The sequence below is a fragment of the Kosakonia sp. CFBP8986 genome, assembly GCF_034044935.1.
GTDB lineage: Bacteria > Pseudomonadota > Gammaproteobacteria > Enterobacterales > Enterobacteriaceae > Kosakonia > Kosakonia cowanii.
Window position 1 is genome coordinate 100254 of sequence record NZ_JAXCXB010000003.1, and the last position, 15485, is coordinate 115738.

9 protein-coding genes are annotated in these 15485 nt (G+C 57.5%); 7 read left to right on the forward strand and 2 right to left on the reverse strand.

Annotation, left to right across the window (positions count from 1 at the left end):
• Nucleotides 1-120 precede the first annotated feature (120 nt).
• A complete protein-coding gene (gene fdhF / locus SOM48_RS07245; protein WP_320511702.1) occupies nucleotides 121-2268 on the reverse strand; it encodes a formate dehydrogenase subunit alpha in 2148 nt (715 codons plus the stop codon).
• Between the two features lie 269 nt (nucleotides 2269-2537).
• On the opposite strand from fdhF, the gene SOM48_RS07250 reads away from it, so the two are divergent.
• Nucleotides 2538-3269, forward strand: a complete 732-nt coding sequence (locus tag SOM48_RS07250; RefSeq protein ID WP_139966803.1) for a response regulator — start codon at nucleotides 2538-2540, stop codon at nucleotides 3267-3269.
• A gap of 389 nt (nucleotides 3270-3658) precedes the next feature.
• Here the strand turns inward: SOM48_RS07250 and SOM48_RS07255 are convergent, their stop codons facing one another.
• On the reverse strand, nucleotides 3659-4252 hold the full coding sequence (locus SOM48_RS07255; protein WP_023478474.1) for a YhgN family NAAT transporter: 594 nt from the start codon (nucleotides 4250-4252) through the stop codon (nucleotides 3659-3661).
• Between the two features lie 172 nt (nucleotides 4253-4424).
• On the opposite strand from SOM48_RS07255, the gene asd reads away from it, so the two are divergent.
• From asd to glgP, 6 genes are all read left to right on the forward strand, one after another.
• Nucleotides 4425-5531 carry an aspartate-semialdehyde dehydrogenase gene (gene asd / locus SOM48_RS07260; protein WP_288881654.1) on the forward strand — a complete coding sequence of 369 codons (1107 nt, stop codon included), beginning with the start codon at nucleotides 4425-4427 and terminating at the stop codon, nucleotides 5529-5531.
• A 257-nt stretch (nucleotides 5532-5788) separates the two neighbouring features.
• Nucleotides 5789-7975 (forward strand): 1,4-alpha-glucan branching enzyme, encoded by a 2187-nt coding sequence (gene glgB / locus SOM48_RS07265; protein WP_128483824.1) that lies wholly within the window; start codon nucleotides 5789-5791, stop codon nucleotides 7973-7975.
• Entirely contained in the window at nucleotides 7972-9969 is a 1998-nt protein-coding gene (glgX, locus tag SOM48_RS07270) for a glycogen debranching protein GlgX (RefSeq protein ID WP_320511703.1), read from the forward strand. The genes glgB and glgX overlap by 4 nt, the downstream gene beginning before the upstream one ends.
• The gene (glgC, locus tag SOM48_RS07275; RefSeq protein WP_094419145.1) at nucleotides 9963-11246 is read left to right on the forward strand and encodes a glucose-1-phosphate adenylyltransferase; all 1284 of its coding nucleotides are present in this window, start codon (nucleotides 9963-9965) and stop codon (nucleotides 11244-11246) included. The genes glgX and glgC overlap by 7 nt, the downstream gene beginning before the upstream one ends.
• Nucleotides 11247-11337: 91 nt before the next feature.
• Nucleotides 11338-12771 carry a glycogen synthase GlgA gene (gene glgA, locus SOM48_RS07280; protein ID WP_023478535.1) on the forward strand — a complete coding sequence of 478 codons (1434 nt, stop codon included), beginning with the start codon at nucleotides 11338-11340 and terminating at the stop codon, nucleotides 12769-12771.
• Between the two features lie 19 nt (nucleotides 12772-12790).
• Nucleotides 12791-15238, forward strand: coding sequence for a glycogen phosphorylase (glgP, locus tag SOM48_RS07285; RefSeq protein WP_054803069.1), 2448 nt, complete (start codon nucleotides 12791-12793; stop codon nucleotides 15236-15238).
• Nucleotides 15239-15485 lie beyond the last annotated feature (247 nt).

Sequence of the window (15485 nt, forward strand, 5' to 3'; positions counted from 1 at the left end):
AGGAATGAAAGATAAAACAACAGGTTAATGAAATAATGTTTTAACTTTGTATGAAGGGCGCAAAAATTTTGCGTGCAGGGGTGAAAAGCAAAAAAACGGGGGCATTTGCCCCCGCTTTTCTCAACCCATCGCGCTTTCGCGCAGCCGGGTTTTCAGCTTGCTGTACTCATCAATGACATACTGCTCGGCGGCGCGCTGATCGGCGATCGGCTCAATGCGCACGGCGCAGTATTTATACTCCGGCGTTTTGGTTATCGGGCTTAAGTTCTCCGTCACCAGCTCGTTACAGGCACCAATCCACCACTGGTAGGTCATATACACCGCCCCTTTGTTCGGGCGATCGCTGACCTGCGCCCGGGTAATGATTTTGCCTTTGCGCGAGTTAACCCACACCAGCGCTTCATCTTCAATGCCCAGCCTTGCGGCGTCGGCCGTGTTGATCTGCGCATAGCCCGGTTCATCAGCCAGTGCGGCGAGCGCGGCGCAGTTGCCAGTCATCGAGCGGCAGGAGTAGTGGCCCACTTCGCGCACGGTGGAGAGCACCATCGGGTACTCTTCGGTCAGTTTATCCATCGGCGCGACCCAGTCGCAGGTGAAGAACTGCGCCTTGCCGTTCGGTGTATCGAACTGCTCCTTAAACAGATACGACGTGCCCTGATCGGCCTCTGACTCATCGCGACATGGCCACTGGATGTAGCCCAGCTCACCCATTTTTTCATAGGTGGCGCCGTAGAAGTTCGGGCAGAGATGACGCAACTCGTCCCAAATCTCCTGCGTGTTGCGATAGTGCATCGGGTATCCCATGCGGGTGGCGATCTCGCTGATAATTTGCCAGTCCGTTTTCAGATCCCACTTCGGCTCGACGGCTTTAAAGAAGCGCTGGAAGCCGCGATCCGCTGCGGTGTAGACCCCTTCATGTTCGCCCCATGAGGTCGAAGGCAGGATGACATCCGCCGCGGACGCGGTTTTGGTCATAAAGATATCCTGCACAATCACCAGCTCCAGACCCTCAAACGCTTTACGCACCGCCGACAGCTCGGCATCCGTTTGCAGCGGATCTTCGCCCATGATGTAGGCGGCGCGCACTTCGCCGTGCTCCACGCGGTGCGGCAGTTCGCTGATGCGATAGCCGGTATGTGCCGGTAAGCTCTCCACGCCCCAGGCTTTGGCAAACTTCTCGCGGTGGGCCTCCTCTTTCACATACTGGTAGCCAGGGAAGGTATCCGGCAGCGCACCCATATCGCAGGCACCCTGCACGTTGTTCTGCCCGCGCACCGGGTTGACGCCAACGTGCGCTTTACCAAGGTTGCCGGTGAGCATCGCCAGGCTGGTTAGCGAGCGCACGGTCTCCACGCCCTGGTAGAACTGGGTGACGCCCATGCCCCACAGGATGGCGGCGGTTTTCGCCCCGGCGTACATGCGCGCGGCCTGGCGAATCTGCTGGGCGCTGACGCCGGTGACCTCTTCAACCGACTCCGGCGTATAACCTTCAACGATCTTGCGGTACTCCTCGAACCCTTCCGTGCGGCCGGCGACAAACGCCTCGTCGTAGAGTTTTTCCTCAATAATCACATGGCCCATCGCATTCAGCAGGGCAATGTTAGAACCGTTTTTCAACGCGACATGCAGATCGGCGATGCGCGCGGTTTCAATTTTACGCGGATCGCAGACGATGATTTTCGCCCCGTTTTGCTTCGCGCGAATCACATGATTGGCGACGATCGGGTGCGAATCCGCCGGGTTGTACCCAAAGATAAAGACTAGATCGGTGTTATCGATTTCATTGATGGCATTACTCATCGCGCCATTACCGACCGACTGGTGCAGACCTGCAACCGAGGGGCCGTGTCAGACACGCGCGCAGCAGTCGACGTTATTGGTACCAATAACGGCGCGCGCGAATTTTTGCATGATGTAGTTGGTTTCGTTGCCGGTGCCGCGCGATGAGCCGGTAGTCTGGATCGCATCGGGGCCATATTTTGCTTTGATCTCGCTCAGACGGCTGGCGACATAATCGAGCGCCTCGTCCCAGGAGACCGACTCCAGTTTGCCGCCGCGCTGGCGGCGAATCATCGGGGTTTTCAGGCGCGGCGTCAGGATCTGGGTATCGTTAATGAAATCCCAGCCGTAATAGCCTTTCAGGCAGAGAGTTCCCTGGTTGGTTTTCCCCTGCGCTGCTTCTGCCCGAACGATTTTGCCGTTATCGACCACGAGGTGAATCTTGCATCCCGAGGCGCAATACGGGCAAACCGTGACGACTTTTTCCATCACTTTCGCTCCAGTTAAAAAATTGCGTTTCCGCTGTCGCTCCCGGTTATGCATCTTTTATGCCATCGCAATGCAGGGGGCGTGAGGGGATATTACGGCGCAAAAGTGGGCATAATAGTGACGAAGCGCAGTCCATCGTCAAATGTGACGTGTCGAAAGGCGAGGGGGATGTGACCGCGCTTAAAAAATCAGCATTTATTCACTGCATTTATTAAAGGCAGCCAACAGAATAGATAAGAGTGAGTAAAGCGAGCCTGTGGAAGCGAATAATGAAACCTGCGATCCTGGTGGTAGATGACGATACGGCGGTATGTGCGCTGCTGGAGGATGTGCTGAGCGAGCACGTCTTTACGGTTCATCTTTGCCATAACGGACTGGATGCGATCACGCTCTGCGCGCAGCACCCGGAGATCGCGCTGGTGCTGCTCGATATGGTGCTGCCCGATATCAACGGCCTGCGCGTATTGCAGCAGTTGCAAAAAATTCGTCCTGCGCTGCCGGTAGTGATGCTAACTGGCATGGGCAGCGAAGCGGATGTGGTGGTCGGCCTGGAGATGGGGGCGGATGACTATATCGGCAAACCGTTTAACGCCCGCGTGCTGGTGGCGCGCGTCAACGCCGTGCTGCGCCGCACCGGCGTGCTGGCGGCTGAAGCAACTCCAGCGAAAAGTGGCGGTTTTGCATTTAACGGCTGGCATCTTGACCCGATACGTTGCGAGTTGCTCAACCCGCAGCAGCAGGTAGTCGATTTAACGCAGGGGGAGTACAGCCTGCTGCTGGCGCTGGTGCAAAATGCGCGGCGCGTGTTGAACCGCGAGCAGCTTTTAACCCTGACGCACAGTGAAAGTGTGGAGGTGTTTGACCGCACCATTGATGTGTTGATTATGCGCCTGCGGCGCAAGATTGAGGTCAACCCGCATCAGCCAGCGCTTATCAAAACGCTGCGCGGCCTGGGGTATGTGTTTGCCGCCGATGTCGCGCACGGCGAGAAAGCCGCCTAGGGTCTGCTTTTTGCCGGATGGCGCTGCGCTTATCCGGCCTACGAATGAGGTTCGGTGTTGCTGAAACGGCATGTGCCGGATGGCGCTGCGCTTATCCGGCCTACGAATGAGGTTCGGTGTTGCTGAAACGGCATGTGCCGGATGGCGCTGCGCTTATCTGGCCTACGAATGAGGTCGGTGTTGCTGGAACGGCATGTGCCGGATGGCGCTGCGCTTATCCGGCCTACGAATGAGGTTCGGTGTTGCTGAAGCGGCATGTGCCGGATGGCGCTGCGCTTATCCGGCCTACGAATGAGATTCGGTGTTGCTGGAACGGCGTAGGCCGGATAAGGCGTAGCCGCCATCCGGCAATCGTCACCCGTCACCCGTCACCCGTTATCCGTTATCCGTTATCCCTTCATCCACATGCGGATGCCGTCGAGGAACATCTGCGTGGCGAGCATCACCAGGATCAGCCCCATCAACCGCTCGAGCGCATTCACTCCTTTTTCGCCCAATAACCGCAAAAAGAGCGACGACTGCAGCAGGATCGCCACCGTGCCGCCCCAGGCGATCAGCAGCGCAATCACTAAATGCCCCATCTGATTCGGGTATTGATGCGACAGCAGCATCAGCGTCGCCAGCAGCGTCGGGCCAGCAACCAGCGGGATCGCCAGCGGCACAATAAACGGCTCCTCCCCGGCGGGCAGGCCAGAGCTACTGCCGGTGGGGCTGGGGAAAATCATCTTGATAGCAATCAAAAAGAGAATAATGCCGCCGGAGATCGACACCGTTTCGGCGCGCAGGCTGAGGACAGAAAGAATTTTCTCGCCGGCGAAGAGGAAAATAAACATCACCAGCAGCGCAATAAGCAGCTCGCGGATCATGATTGCCCGGCGGCGTTTTGGCTCGGTGTGTTTTAACACCGACATAAATATCGGCAGGTTGCCCAGCGGATCCATTATTAATATCAACAAGACGGCGGCAGAGATGATTTCATTCATTGATTATTATTCCGGACATTTGCGGCGAAAATGGCGTGATTAGCGGCATTTCTAACGCAGTGGCGATCATTTATTAATTTCACTTGCGACTTTGGCTGCATTTTGTAATGTGGAGCGATGTCCAGTTATCGCTGGCTCGCATACACAGCACACATCTTCGCAGGAACTCGTTATGAAAAATGTTGGTTTTATCGGCTGGCGCGGTATGGTCGGCTCCGTCCTCATGCAACGCATGGTTGAAGAGCATGATTTTGACGCCATTCGCCCTGTTTTCTTCTCTACTTCCCAGCTCGGCCAGCCCGCGCCCGCGTTTGCAGGCCAGACGACCGGCACCCTTCAGGATGCGTTCGATCTGGAGGCATTAAAGGCGCTCGACATCATTGTCACCTGCCAGGGCGGCGATTATACCAACGAAATCTATCCAAAGCTTCGTGAAAGCGGTTGGCAAGGTTACTGGATTGATGCGGCTTCCTCGCTGCGTATGAAAGATGACGCGATCATTATTCTCGACCCGGTAAACCAGGACGTCATTACCGACGGGCTGAATAAAGGCATCAAAACGTTTGTTGGCGGCAACTGTACCGTCAGCCTGATGCTGATGTCTCTTGGCGGCCTGTTCGCCAACGATCTCATTGAGTGGGTATCGGTCGCCACTTACCAGGCCGCGTCCGGCGGCGGTGCACGCCATATGCGTGAACTGCTGACGCAGATGGGCCAGCTGCATCACCACGTGGCTGGCGAACTGGAAAACCCGGCCTCTGCCATTCTCGATATTGAACGCAAAGTAACGGCGCTGACCCGCAGCGGCGATCTCAGCACCGAGAACTTCGGCGTGCCGCTGGCAGGCAGCCTGATCCCGTGGATCGACAAACAGCTCGATAACGGCCAGAGCCGCGAAGAGTGGAAAGGGCAGGCGGAAACCAACAAAATCCTCAATACCGCGTCAGCCATTCCGGTTGATGGCCTCTGCGTGCGCATCGGCGCGCTGCGTTGCCACAGCCAGGCCTTCACTCTCAAACTGAAAAAAGATGTCTCGATCCCGACCATCGAAGAGCTGCTGGCGGCACACAACCCGTGGGCGAAAGTGGTGCCGAACGATCGTGAGATCTCGATGCGCGAACTGACGCCTGCCGCCGTCACCGGCACGCTGACCACTCCGGTTGGCCGCCTGCGCAAGCTGAACATGGGGCCGGAGTACCTCTCCGCCTTTACCGTCGGCGACCAGTTACTCTGGGGTGCCGCAGAGCCGCTACGACGTATGCTGCGCCAGCTGGCGTAGAACAATCCTCCTTATAAGGGTGCTTCGGCACCCTTTTTTTTGATCTTTTTAAATGAAATTAAAAGATGGGCGTTTATTTTCCCAGAAGTCTGAAAGCGTTGGCTATGCTTTAGGCTGGGTGTCTTACATTTTGCCTGAAAGTGGAACGGAGCAATCAGATTGCACATGACGTGCGGCACCGTTCAGGTTCAAAAGAGTATCGCAACCGCACGCAACGGCGGTGGAAGAGGCGATAACACAACAACAGGATGAGAACCATGTCTGTTCATGTTGATAAAGACGTGATTAATGCGCTTATTGTCGGCCATTTTGCCGATCCATTTTCTGTTCTCGGAATGCACCGTACCGATGCGGGTCTGGAAGTTCGCGCGCTTTTACCCGACGCCACGGAAGTCTGGGTGATTGAAACCAAAACCGGGCGTAAAGTGGCGAAGCTGGAGTGTATTGACTCCCGCGGCTTTTTCAGCGGCATCGTGCCGCGCCGCAAAAATCCCTTTAATTATCAGTTTGCCGTCTTCTGGCACGGCCAACAGAATCTGATTGATGATCCTTACCGTTTCGGCCCATTAATTCAGGAGCTGGATGCCTGGCTGCTGAGTGAAGGCACCCACCTGCGTCCTTATGAGACCCTGGGTGCCCACGCCGATACGATGGATGGCGTCGTCGGCACGCGGTTCTCCGTCTGGGCGCCAAACGCGCGGCGCGTGTCGGTGGTCGGTCAGTTCAACTTCTGGGATGGCCGCCGCCACCCAATGCGCCTGCGCCGCGAAAGCGGTATCTGGGAGTTATTTATTCCCGGTGCGCTCAACGGTCAGCTCTATAAATTCGAATTACTCGATGCGAACGGTCATTTGCGTATCAAATCTGACCCTTACGCCTTCGAAGCGCAGATGCGCCCCGACAGCGCCTCGCTGATTTGCGGTCTGCCGGGCAAAAAAACGCAGAGCGAAGAGCGCAAGCAGGCGAACAATTTCGATGCGCCTATCAGTATTTATGAAGTGCACCTTGGCTCCTGGCGACGCCATACGGATAACAACTTCTGGCTTAGCTACCGTGAGTTAGCCGACCAACTGGTGCCTTACGCCAAGTGGATGGGCTTTACCCACCTTGAACTGCTGCCGATCAACGAACATCCGTTTGATGGTAGCTGGGGTTATCAGCCTACCGGGATGTATGCGCCGACGCGCCGTTTCGGCACCCGCGACGACTTCCTGCACTTTATCCATACCGCGCACGCTGCCGGTCTTGGCGTGATCCTCGACTGGGTGCCGGGCCACTTCCCGTCCGATGATTTTGGTCTGGCGGAGTTTGACGGCACGCACCTCTACGAGCACAGCGATCCGCGCGAAGGGTATCACCAGGACTGGAATACGCTGATTTACAACTATGGCCGTCGGGAAGTGAGCAACTACCTGGTCGGTAACGCCCTCTACTGGATTGAACGCTTCGGTATTGACGCGCTGCGCGTCGATGCGGTGGCGTCAATGATATACCGCGACTACAGCCGCAAAGAGGGCGAGTGGGTGCCTAACGAATATGGTGGCCGCGAAAACCTCGAAGCGATTAAGTTCCTGCGCGACACCAACCGCATTATCGGCGAACTGGCACCGGGCGCAGTGACGATGGCGGAAGAGTCGACGGATTTCCCCGGCGTCTCGCGCCCGCCATCAGGCGGCGGTCTTGGCTTCTGGTACAAGTGGAACCTCGGCTGGATGCACGACACGCTCGACTACATGAAGCTCGATCCGATCTTCCGCAAATATCACCACCACAAGCTCACTTTCGGCATGGTCTACAACCACACCGAAAACTTTATTCTGCCGCTCTCCCATGACGAAGTGGTACACGGTAAGAAGTCGATTCTCGATCGTATGCCGGGCGATGCGTGGCAGAAGTTTGCCAACCTGCGCGCCTATTACGCCTGGATGTGGGCCTTCCCCGGCAAGAAACTGATGTTTATGGGCTGCGAGTTTGCCCAGGGCCGCGAGTGGAACCACGACAGCAGCCTCGACTGGCATCTGCTGGAAGGCGACGACAACTGGCATCACGGCGTACAGCGCCTGGTGCGCGATATGAACACCCTCTATCGTCACCATAAGCCGCTGCATGAAATGGACTTTGACTCCTACGGCTTTGAGTGGCTGGTGGTGGATGATGAAGAAGCGTCGGTATTTGCTTTTGTCCGCCGCGACAAAGCGGGCAACGAAATTATCGTCGTCAGCAACTTTACGCCGGTCGCACGCCCGGGTTACCGCATCGGTATCAACCAGCCGGGGCGCTGGCGCGAAGTGTTGAACAGCGACTCGATGCACTACCACGGCAGCAACACCGGCAACGGTGGCCTGGTGCAGACCGATGAGATTGCTAACCGCGGGCGTGACAACTCGCTGCTGCTCAACCTGCCGCCGCTCGGCACCATCTGGCTGGTGCGGGAGGGGGAATGATCTCCCTGACGGCTGGCTCCGCGAGCCCGCTCGGCGCAGAGGTGCAGAGCGGGGGCGTCAACTTTAGCCTCTTCTCGGCCCATGCTGAGCGCGTGGAGCTGTGCCTGTTCGACGCCGAGGGCAATGAGCAGCGCGTCGATCTGCCGGTGCGCACGGGCGATATCTGGCACGGTTTTCTTCCCGGCGCGAAAGCGGGCCAGCGCTACGGTTATCGCGTGCATGGCCCGTGGCAACCGACGCAGGGGCACCGCTTTAACCCGGCGAAACTGCTGCTCGATCCCTGCGCACGGCGCGTAGAGGGTGAGGCGATAGATAGCCCGCTGTTCCACGCCGGTTTCGACCAACCCGATCCCCACGACAGCGCGCCTCTTGGCTTACGCAGCGTGGTGGTCAACGACGCATTTGACTGGGAAGCGGACAAAGCGTCGCGCACGCCGTGGGGCAACAGCGTGATTTATGAAGCCCATGTCAAAGGGCTGACCTGGCTGCACCCGGACATTCCGCAAGAGATCCGCGGCACCTATAAAGCGCTCGCGCATCCGGTGATGATTGCCTGGTTTAAACAGCTGGGCATCACCGCCCTCGAACTGCTTCCTATTGCCCATTTTGCTCACGAGCAGCGCCTGCAACGCCTCGGGCTGAGCAACTACTGGGGCTACAACCCGCTGGCGCTTTTTGCGCTGCATCCGGCTTACGCCCACGATCCTGAACAGGCGATTAACGAGTTCCGCGCGGCGGTGAAAGCGCTGCACGAAGCGGGCATCGAAGTGATCCTCGATATTGTGCTTAACCACAGCGCTGAAACGGACCTTGCCGGCCCGACCTTCTGCCAGCGCGGAATCGACAACCGTAGCTACTATTGGATCAGAGAAGATGGCGATTACCACAACTGGACCGGCTGCGGTAACACCCTCAATTTGAGCCAGCCCGGGGTGGTGGAGTATGCCCACGCCTGCCTGCGCTACTGGGTCGAGACGTTTCACATTGACGGCTTCCGCTTTGATCTTGCCCCGGTCATGGGGCGCACACCGGAATTTAACCCACAGGCACCGCTCTTTGCGGCGATCCAAAACGATCCGCTGTTGCGGGATCTGAAGCTGATTGCCGAGCCGTGGGACATCGGTGAAGGCGGCTATCAGGTGGGCAATTTCCCTGCGCCTTTTGCCGAGTGGAATGACCATTTCCGCGACGCCGTGCGCCGCTTCTGGCTGACAGAGTCGCTGCCGATGGGCGCGTTCGCCGGGCGCTTTGCCGCCTCCAGCGATCTCTTTAAACGCAACGGACGCCTGCCGTCGGCGACGGTCAATCTGGTGACGGCCCATGATGGTTTTACGCTGCGTGACTGCGTCAGCTTTAACCACAAGCACAACCAGGCGAACGGGGAAGATAACCGCGACGGCACTAACGATAACCACAGTTTCAACCACGGTGTGGAAGGGCTGGATGCCAGCGCCGATGTGATGGCGCGTCGACGCGCAAGCCAGCATGCGCTGCTGGCGACGCTGCTGCTGTCGCAGGGGACGCCGATGCTGCTGGCGGGCGACGAGATGGGCCACAGCCAGCACGGGAACAATAACGCCTATTGCCAGGATAACGCGCTGACCTGGCTCGACTGGCGCCAGGCGGACCAAGGGTTAATCGACTTTACTGCTGCGCTTATCAAGGCGCGGTCGCACATCGCCGCGCTGACGGACGATGCGTGGTGGGAAGAGGGTGACGGCAATGTCGCCTGGCTTAATCAGCATGGGCGGCCATTAACGCCGCAGGAGTGGCAGGAGGGGGCGCCTCGCCTGCAAATCCTGTTATCGAATAACTACTTACTTGTGATGAACGCCACCTCTGAATTGGCGGAAATAGCGTTACCGACCGGCGACTGGCATGCCCTGTCGCCCTTTGCCGGAGAAGAGAATCCGGTGGTGATAACTGTCTGGCAGGCACCCAAGCACGGCGTGTGCCTCTTTCAGCGGTCAGATAAACGGAGTCAGTCATGGTGAGATTAGATAAGAACGACCCTACAATGTTGGCGCGCCAGCTGCCGTTAAAATCCGTCGCCCTGATTCTGGCGGGTGGACGCGGCACACGCCTGAAAGATTTAACCAAAAAACGCGCCAAGCCCGCCGTCCACTTTGGCGGCAAATTCCGCATCATCGACTTTGCGCTCTCCAACTGCATCAACTCAGGCATCCGCCGCATCGGCGTTATCACCCAGTATCAGTCCCACACGCTGATTCAGCACATCCAGCGCGGCTGGTCTTTCTTCAACAACGAGATGAACGAGTTTGTCGATCTGCTGCCCGCTCAGCAGCGCGTTCACGGTGAAAACTGGTATCGCGGCACCGCCGATGCGGTCACGCAGAACCTCGATATTATTCGTCGCTACGGCGCGGAGTACATCGTCATTCTCGCCGGTGACCATATCTATAAGCAGGACTACTCGCGCATGCTACTCGACCACGTTGAGAAGGGCGCGCAGTGTACGGTGGCCTGTTTACCGGTGCCGGTGCATGAAGCTACCGCGTTCGGCGTAATGGCGGTCGATGAGAACGACAAAGTGATCGACTTCGTCGAGAAACCGTCCAATCCGCCGAGCATGCCGGGCGATGAGACCCGCGCGCTCGCCAGTATGGGCATCTATATTTTTGACGCCGAGTACCTCTACGATCTGCTGGAAGCGGACGATAAAAACGAAAATTCCAGCCACGATTTCGGTAAAGATATTATTCCGCAAATCGTCAAATCCGGTATGGCGTTCGCCCACCCTTTCCCCTTGTCCTGCGTGCAATCCGACCCGAATTCCGAGCCCTACTGGCGCGATGTCGGCACGCTGGAAGCCTACTGGAAAACCAACCTGGATCTGGCCTCGGTCATGCCCGAACTGGACATGTACGATCAAAACTGGCCTATCCGTACCTATAATCAATCATTGCCGCCGGCGAAATTCGTGCAGGACAGATCCGGCAGCCATGGCATGACGTTGAACTCGCTGGTTTCCGGCGGCTGCGTTATTTCAGGATCGGTTGTTGTGCAGTCGGTGCTTTTCTCCCGCGTACGCATCAACTCATTTTGCAATATCGACTCGGCGGTTCTGCTGCCTGATGTTTGGGTCGGGCGCTCTTGCCGCCTGCGCCGCTGCATTATCGACAGAGCCTGCGAGATACCGGAAGGCACGGTGATTGGCGAAAACGCAGAAGAAGACGCACGACGCTTCTACCGATCGGAAGAGGGCATTGTGCTGGTTACGCGCGAAATGCTGCGCAAATTACAAGGTTGAAAGCACCACTTACATCCTTGCGCGGAAGGGGTCCGCGTGCTGTTTTTCCGTGAACGGCAACGCGAGCCGAACGGTTTTGACAGGAGCGATAATGCAGGTTTTACATGTATGTTCTGAGATGTTTCCGTTGCTGAAGACCGGTGGTCTGGCGGACGTGATTGGCGCGCTGCCCGCGGCACAAATTGCCGATGGGGTAGATACGCGCGTTCTGCTGCCTGCGTTCCCGGATATTCGCCGTGGTGTAACCGACGCAAAAGTGATCTCCCGCCGCGATACCTTCGCTGGCAAGATCTCTCTGCTCTTCGGCCACTTCAACGGGGTGGGGATCTACATGATCGATGCGCCGCACCTCTATGAGCGCCCCGGTAGCCCTTACCATGACACTAACCTGTTCGCCTACACCGATAACGTGCTGCGTTTTGCGCTGCTCGGCTGGGTCGGCAGTGAAATGGCCTGTGGCCTCGATCCCTTCTGGCGGCCGGACATTGTGCATGCGCACGACTGGCACGCCGGTCTGACGCCAGCGTATATGGCGCTGAAAGACCACTCGGCGAAATCGGTGTTTACCGTGCATAACCTTGCCTACCAGGGCATGTTTTATGCGCAGCATATGGATGACATCGATCTGCCATGGTCTTTCTTTAACATGCACGGGCTGGAGTTCAACGGCCAGATCTCCTTCCTGAAAGCGGGACTGTACTACGCGGATCACATCACCGCCGTCAGCCCGACCTACGCGCGGGAGATCACCGAACCGCACTTTGCCTATGGGATGGAAGGGTTACTGCGCCAGCGCCAGAAAGAGGGCCGCCTGAGCGGTATTCTCAACGGCGTTGACGAGAAGATTTGGGACCCGGCAACTGACCTGCTGCTCGGCGCGCGCTACACGCGTGACACTCTGGAGGAGAAGGCGGAGAACAAACGCCAGTTGCAGATCGCCATGGGGCTGAAGGTGAACGACAAAGTGCCGCTGTTTGCGGTGGTGAGCCGTTTGACCAGCCAGAAAGGGCTCGATCTGGTGCTGGAAGCGCTGCCCGGTTTGCTGGAGCAGGGCGGTCAGTTAGCGCTGCTCGGCGCGGGCGATCCGGTGCTGCAGGAGGGTTTCCTCGCGGCAGCGGCAGAGCACCCCGGCCAGGTGGGCGTGCAGATTGGCTATCACGAAGCCTTCTCGCACCGCATTATGGGCGGCGCGGATGTGATTCTGGTGCCGAGCCGCTTTGAGCCGTGCGGGTTAACGCAGCTGTATGGTCTGAAATATGGCACCCTGCCGCTGGTACGACGCACCGGCGGGTTAGCCGATACTGTCTCTGACAGCTCACTGGAGAACCTCGCCGACGGCGTGGCCAGCGGGTTTGTTTTTGAGGACAGCAACGCATTAGCGTTGCTTCGCGCGATTCGTCGTGCTTTCGTATTGTGGTCCCGTCCTTCGCTGTGGCGTTTTGTTCAGCGCCAGGCAATGGCAATGGATTTTAGCTGGCAGGTCGCAGCGCAGTCATACCGCGATCTTTACACTCGGTTGAAATAGTTTTCCAGGAATCACGCATATGAATGCTCCGTTTACCTATGCTTCACCGACACTAAGTGTCGAGGCATTGAAACACTCGATTGCCTATAAACTGATGTTCACGATCGGTAAAGATCCGGTTATCGCTAACAAACATGAGTGGCTGAACGCCACGCTGTTTGCCGTTCGCGATCGGCTGGTAGAGCGCTGGCTGCGTTCCACCCGCGCGCAACTCTCCCAGGAGGTGCGCCAGGTCTACTACCTGTCCATGGAGTTTCTGATTGGCCGTACGCTCTCCAACGCGCTGCTCTCGCTCGGGATTTATGAGGATGTGAAAAACGCGCTGGATGAGATGGGCCTCGACCTTGAAGAGCTGATCGACGAAGAGAACGATCCGGGCTTAGGTAACGGCGGCCTCGGGCGTCTGGCAGCCTGCTTCCTCGATTCGCTGGCAACCCTCGGGCTGCCGGGGCGCGGCTACGGCATTCGCTATGACTACGGCATGTTCAAACAGAACATTGTCGAGGGGCGTCAGAAAGAGTCCCCCGATTACTGGCTGGAGTATGGCAACCCGTGGGAGTTCAAACGCCACAACACGCGCTACAAAGTGCGGTTTGGCGGGCGTATTCAGCAGGAGGGGAGAAAGAGCCGCTGGGTTGAAACCGAAGAGATCCTCGCGGTGGCCTACGACCAGATTATCCCCGGTTATGATACAGACGCGACCAATACGCTGCGTTTGTGGAATGCGCAGGCCAGTAGCGCGATTAACCTCGGTAAATTCAACCAGGGCGACTACTTCGCGGCGGTGGAGGATAAGAACCACTCCGAGAACGTCTCCCGCGTGCTCTACCCGGATGATTCCACTTACTCAGGGCGCGAGCTGCGTCTGCGCCAGGAGTACTTCCTGGTCTCGGCGACGGTGCAGGATATTCTGCATCGCCACTTCCAGCTGCATCAGACCTACAGCAACCTGGCGGATAAAATCGCCATTCACCTCAACGACACCCACCCGGTGTTGTCGATCCCGGAGCTGATGCGCCTGCTGATTGACGAGCATAAGTTCGACTGGGACGAGGCGTTTGAAGTGACCTGCCAGGTCTTCTCCTACACCAACCATACGTTGATGAGCGAAGCGCTGGAAACTTGGCCGGTCGAGATGCTCGGCAAAATTCTGCCGCGCCATTTGCAAATCATTTTCGAAATTAACGACTACTTCCTGAAGACGTTGCAGGAGCAGCACCCGAACGATATCGAGCTGCTGAGCCGCACGTCGATCATTGATGAGTCGAGCGGTCGCCGCGTGCGGATGGCGTGGCTGGCGGTGGTGGTGAGCCATAAAGTGAATGGCGTATCGGAGCTGCACTCCAACCTGATGGTGCAGTCGCTGTTTGCCGATTTCGCCGCCATCTTCCCGATGCGCTTCCTTAACGTCACTAACGGCGTGACGCCGCGCCGCTGGCTGGCGCTGGCTAACCCGTCGCTCTCGGAAGTGCTGGATGAGCATATCGGCCGCACCTGGCGTACCGATCTCAGCCAGCTGAGCGAGCTTGAGCAGCATATCGACTTCCCGACGGTGAACCAGGCGGTGCGCCATGCCAAGCTGGAGAACAAAAAGCGGCTGGCGACGATTATCGCCCAGCAGCTTAATGTGGTGGTTAACCCGAAAGCGCTGTTCGATGTGCAGATCAAACGTATTCATGAGTACAAACGTCAGCTGATGAATGTGCTGCACGTCATCACCCGCTATAACCGCATCAAGGCCGATCCGACGGCGGAGTGGGTGCCGCGCGTCAATATCTTTGCCGGTAAAGCCGCCTCGGCTTACTACATGGCGAAGCACATTATTCATCTCATCAATGATGTCGCGCAGGTGATCAACAACGATCCCGATATCGGCGATAAGCTGAAAGTGGTCTTTATCCCTAACTACAGCGTCAGCCTTGCGCAGGTGATCATTCCGGCGGCGGATCTTTCAGAGCAGATCTCGCTGGCGGGCACCGAAGCATCGGGCACCAGTAATATGAAGTTTGCCCTTAACGGTGCGTTGACCATCGGCACGCTGGATGGCGCGAATGTGGAGATGCTGGATCACGTCGGCGAGGAGAATATCTTTATCTTTGGTAATACCGCGGATGAGGTGGAGGAGCTGCGTCGTCAGGGCTATAAACCGCGCGAGTACTACGAAAAAGATGAAGAGCTGCACCAGGTGTTAACGCAGATCGCCACCGGTCTGTTTAACCCGCAGGATCCGGGACGCTACCGCGATCTGGTTGATTCGCTGATTAACTTTGGCGATCACTACCAGGTGCTGGCGGATTTCCGCAGCTATGTCGACTGTCAGGATAAAGTGGATGCGCTCTATCAGCATCCGGAAGAGTGGACCACCACAGCGATGCGCAATATCGCCAACATGGGCTACTTCTCCTCTGACCGCACGATCCAGGAGTACGCGGAGCATATCTGGAACATCAAGCCGGTGCGCCTTTAGCTTATCCGGTCTGTGAATATGTGGAACGGCGTGACTGAAACGGCGTAGGCCGGATAAGGCGCAGCCGCCATCCGGCGATGTGCTGAATGTGGCACCCCATGCCGGATGGCGCTAACGCTTATCCGGCCTACGAATGCCCGCGGTCTGTGAATATGTGGAAGGGTGTGACTGAACGTCGCACCCCATGCCGGATGGCGCTGACGCTTATCCGGCCTACGAATGTCCCTGGTCTGTGAATATGTGGAAC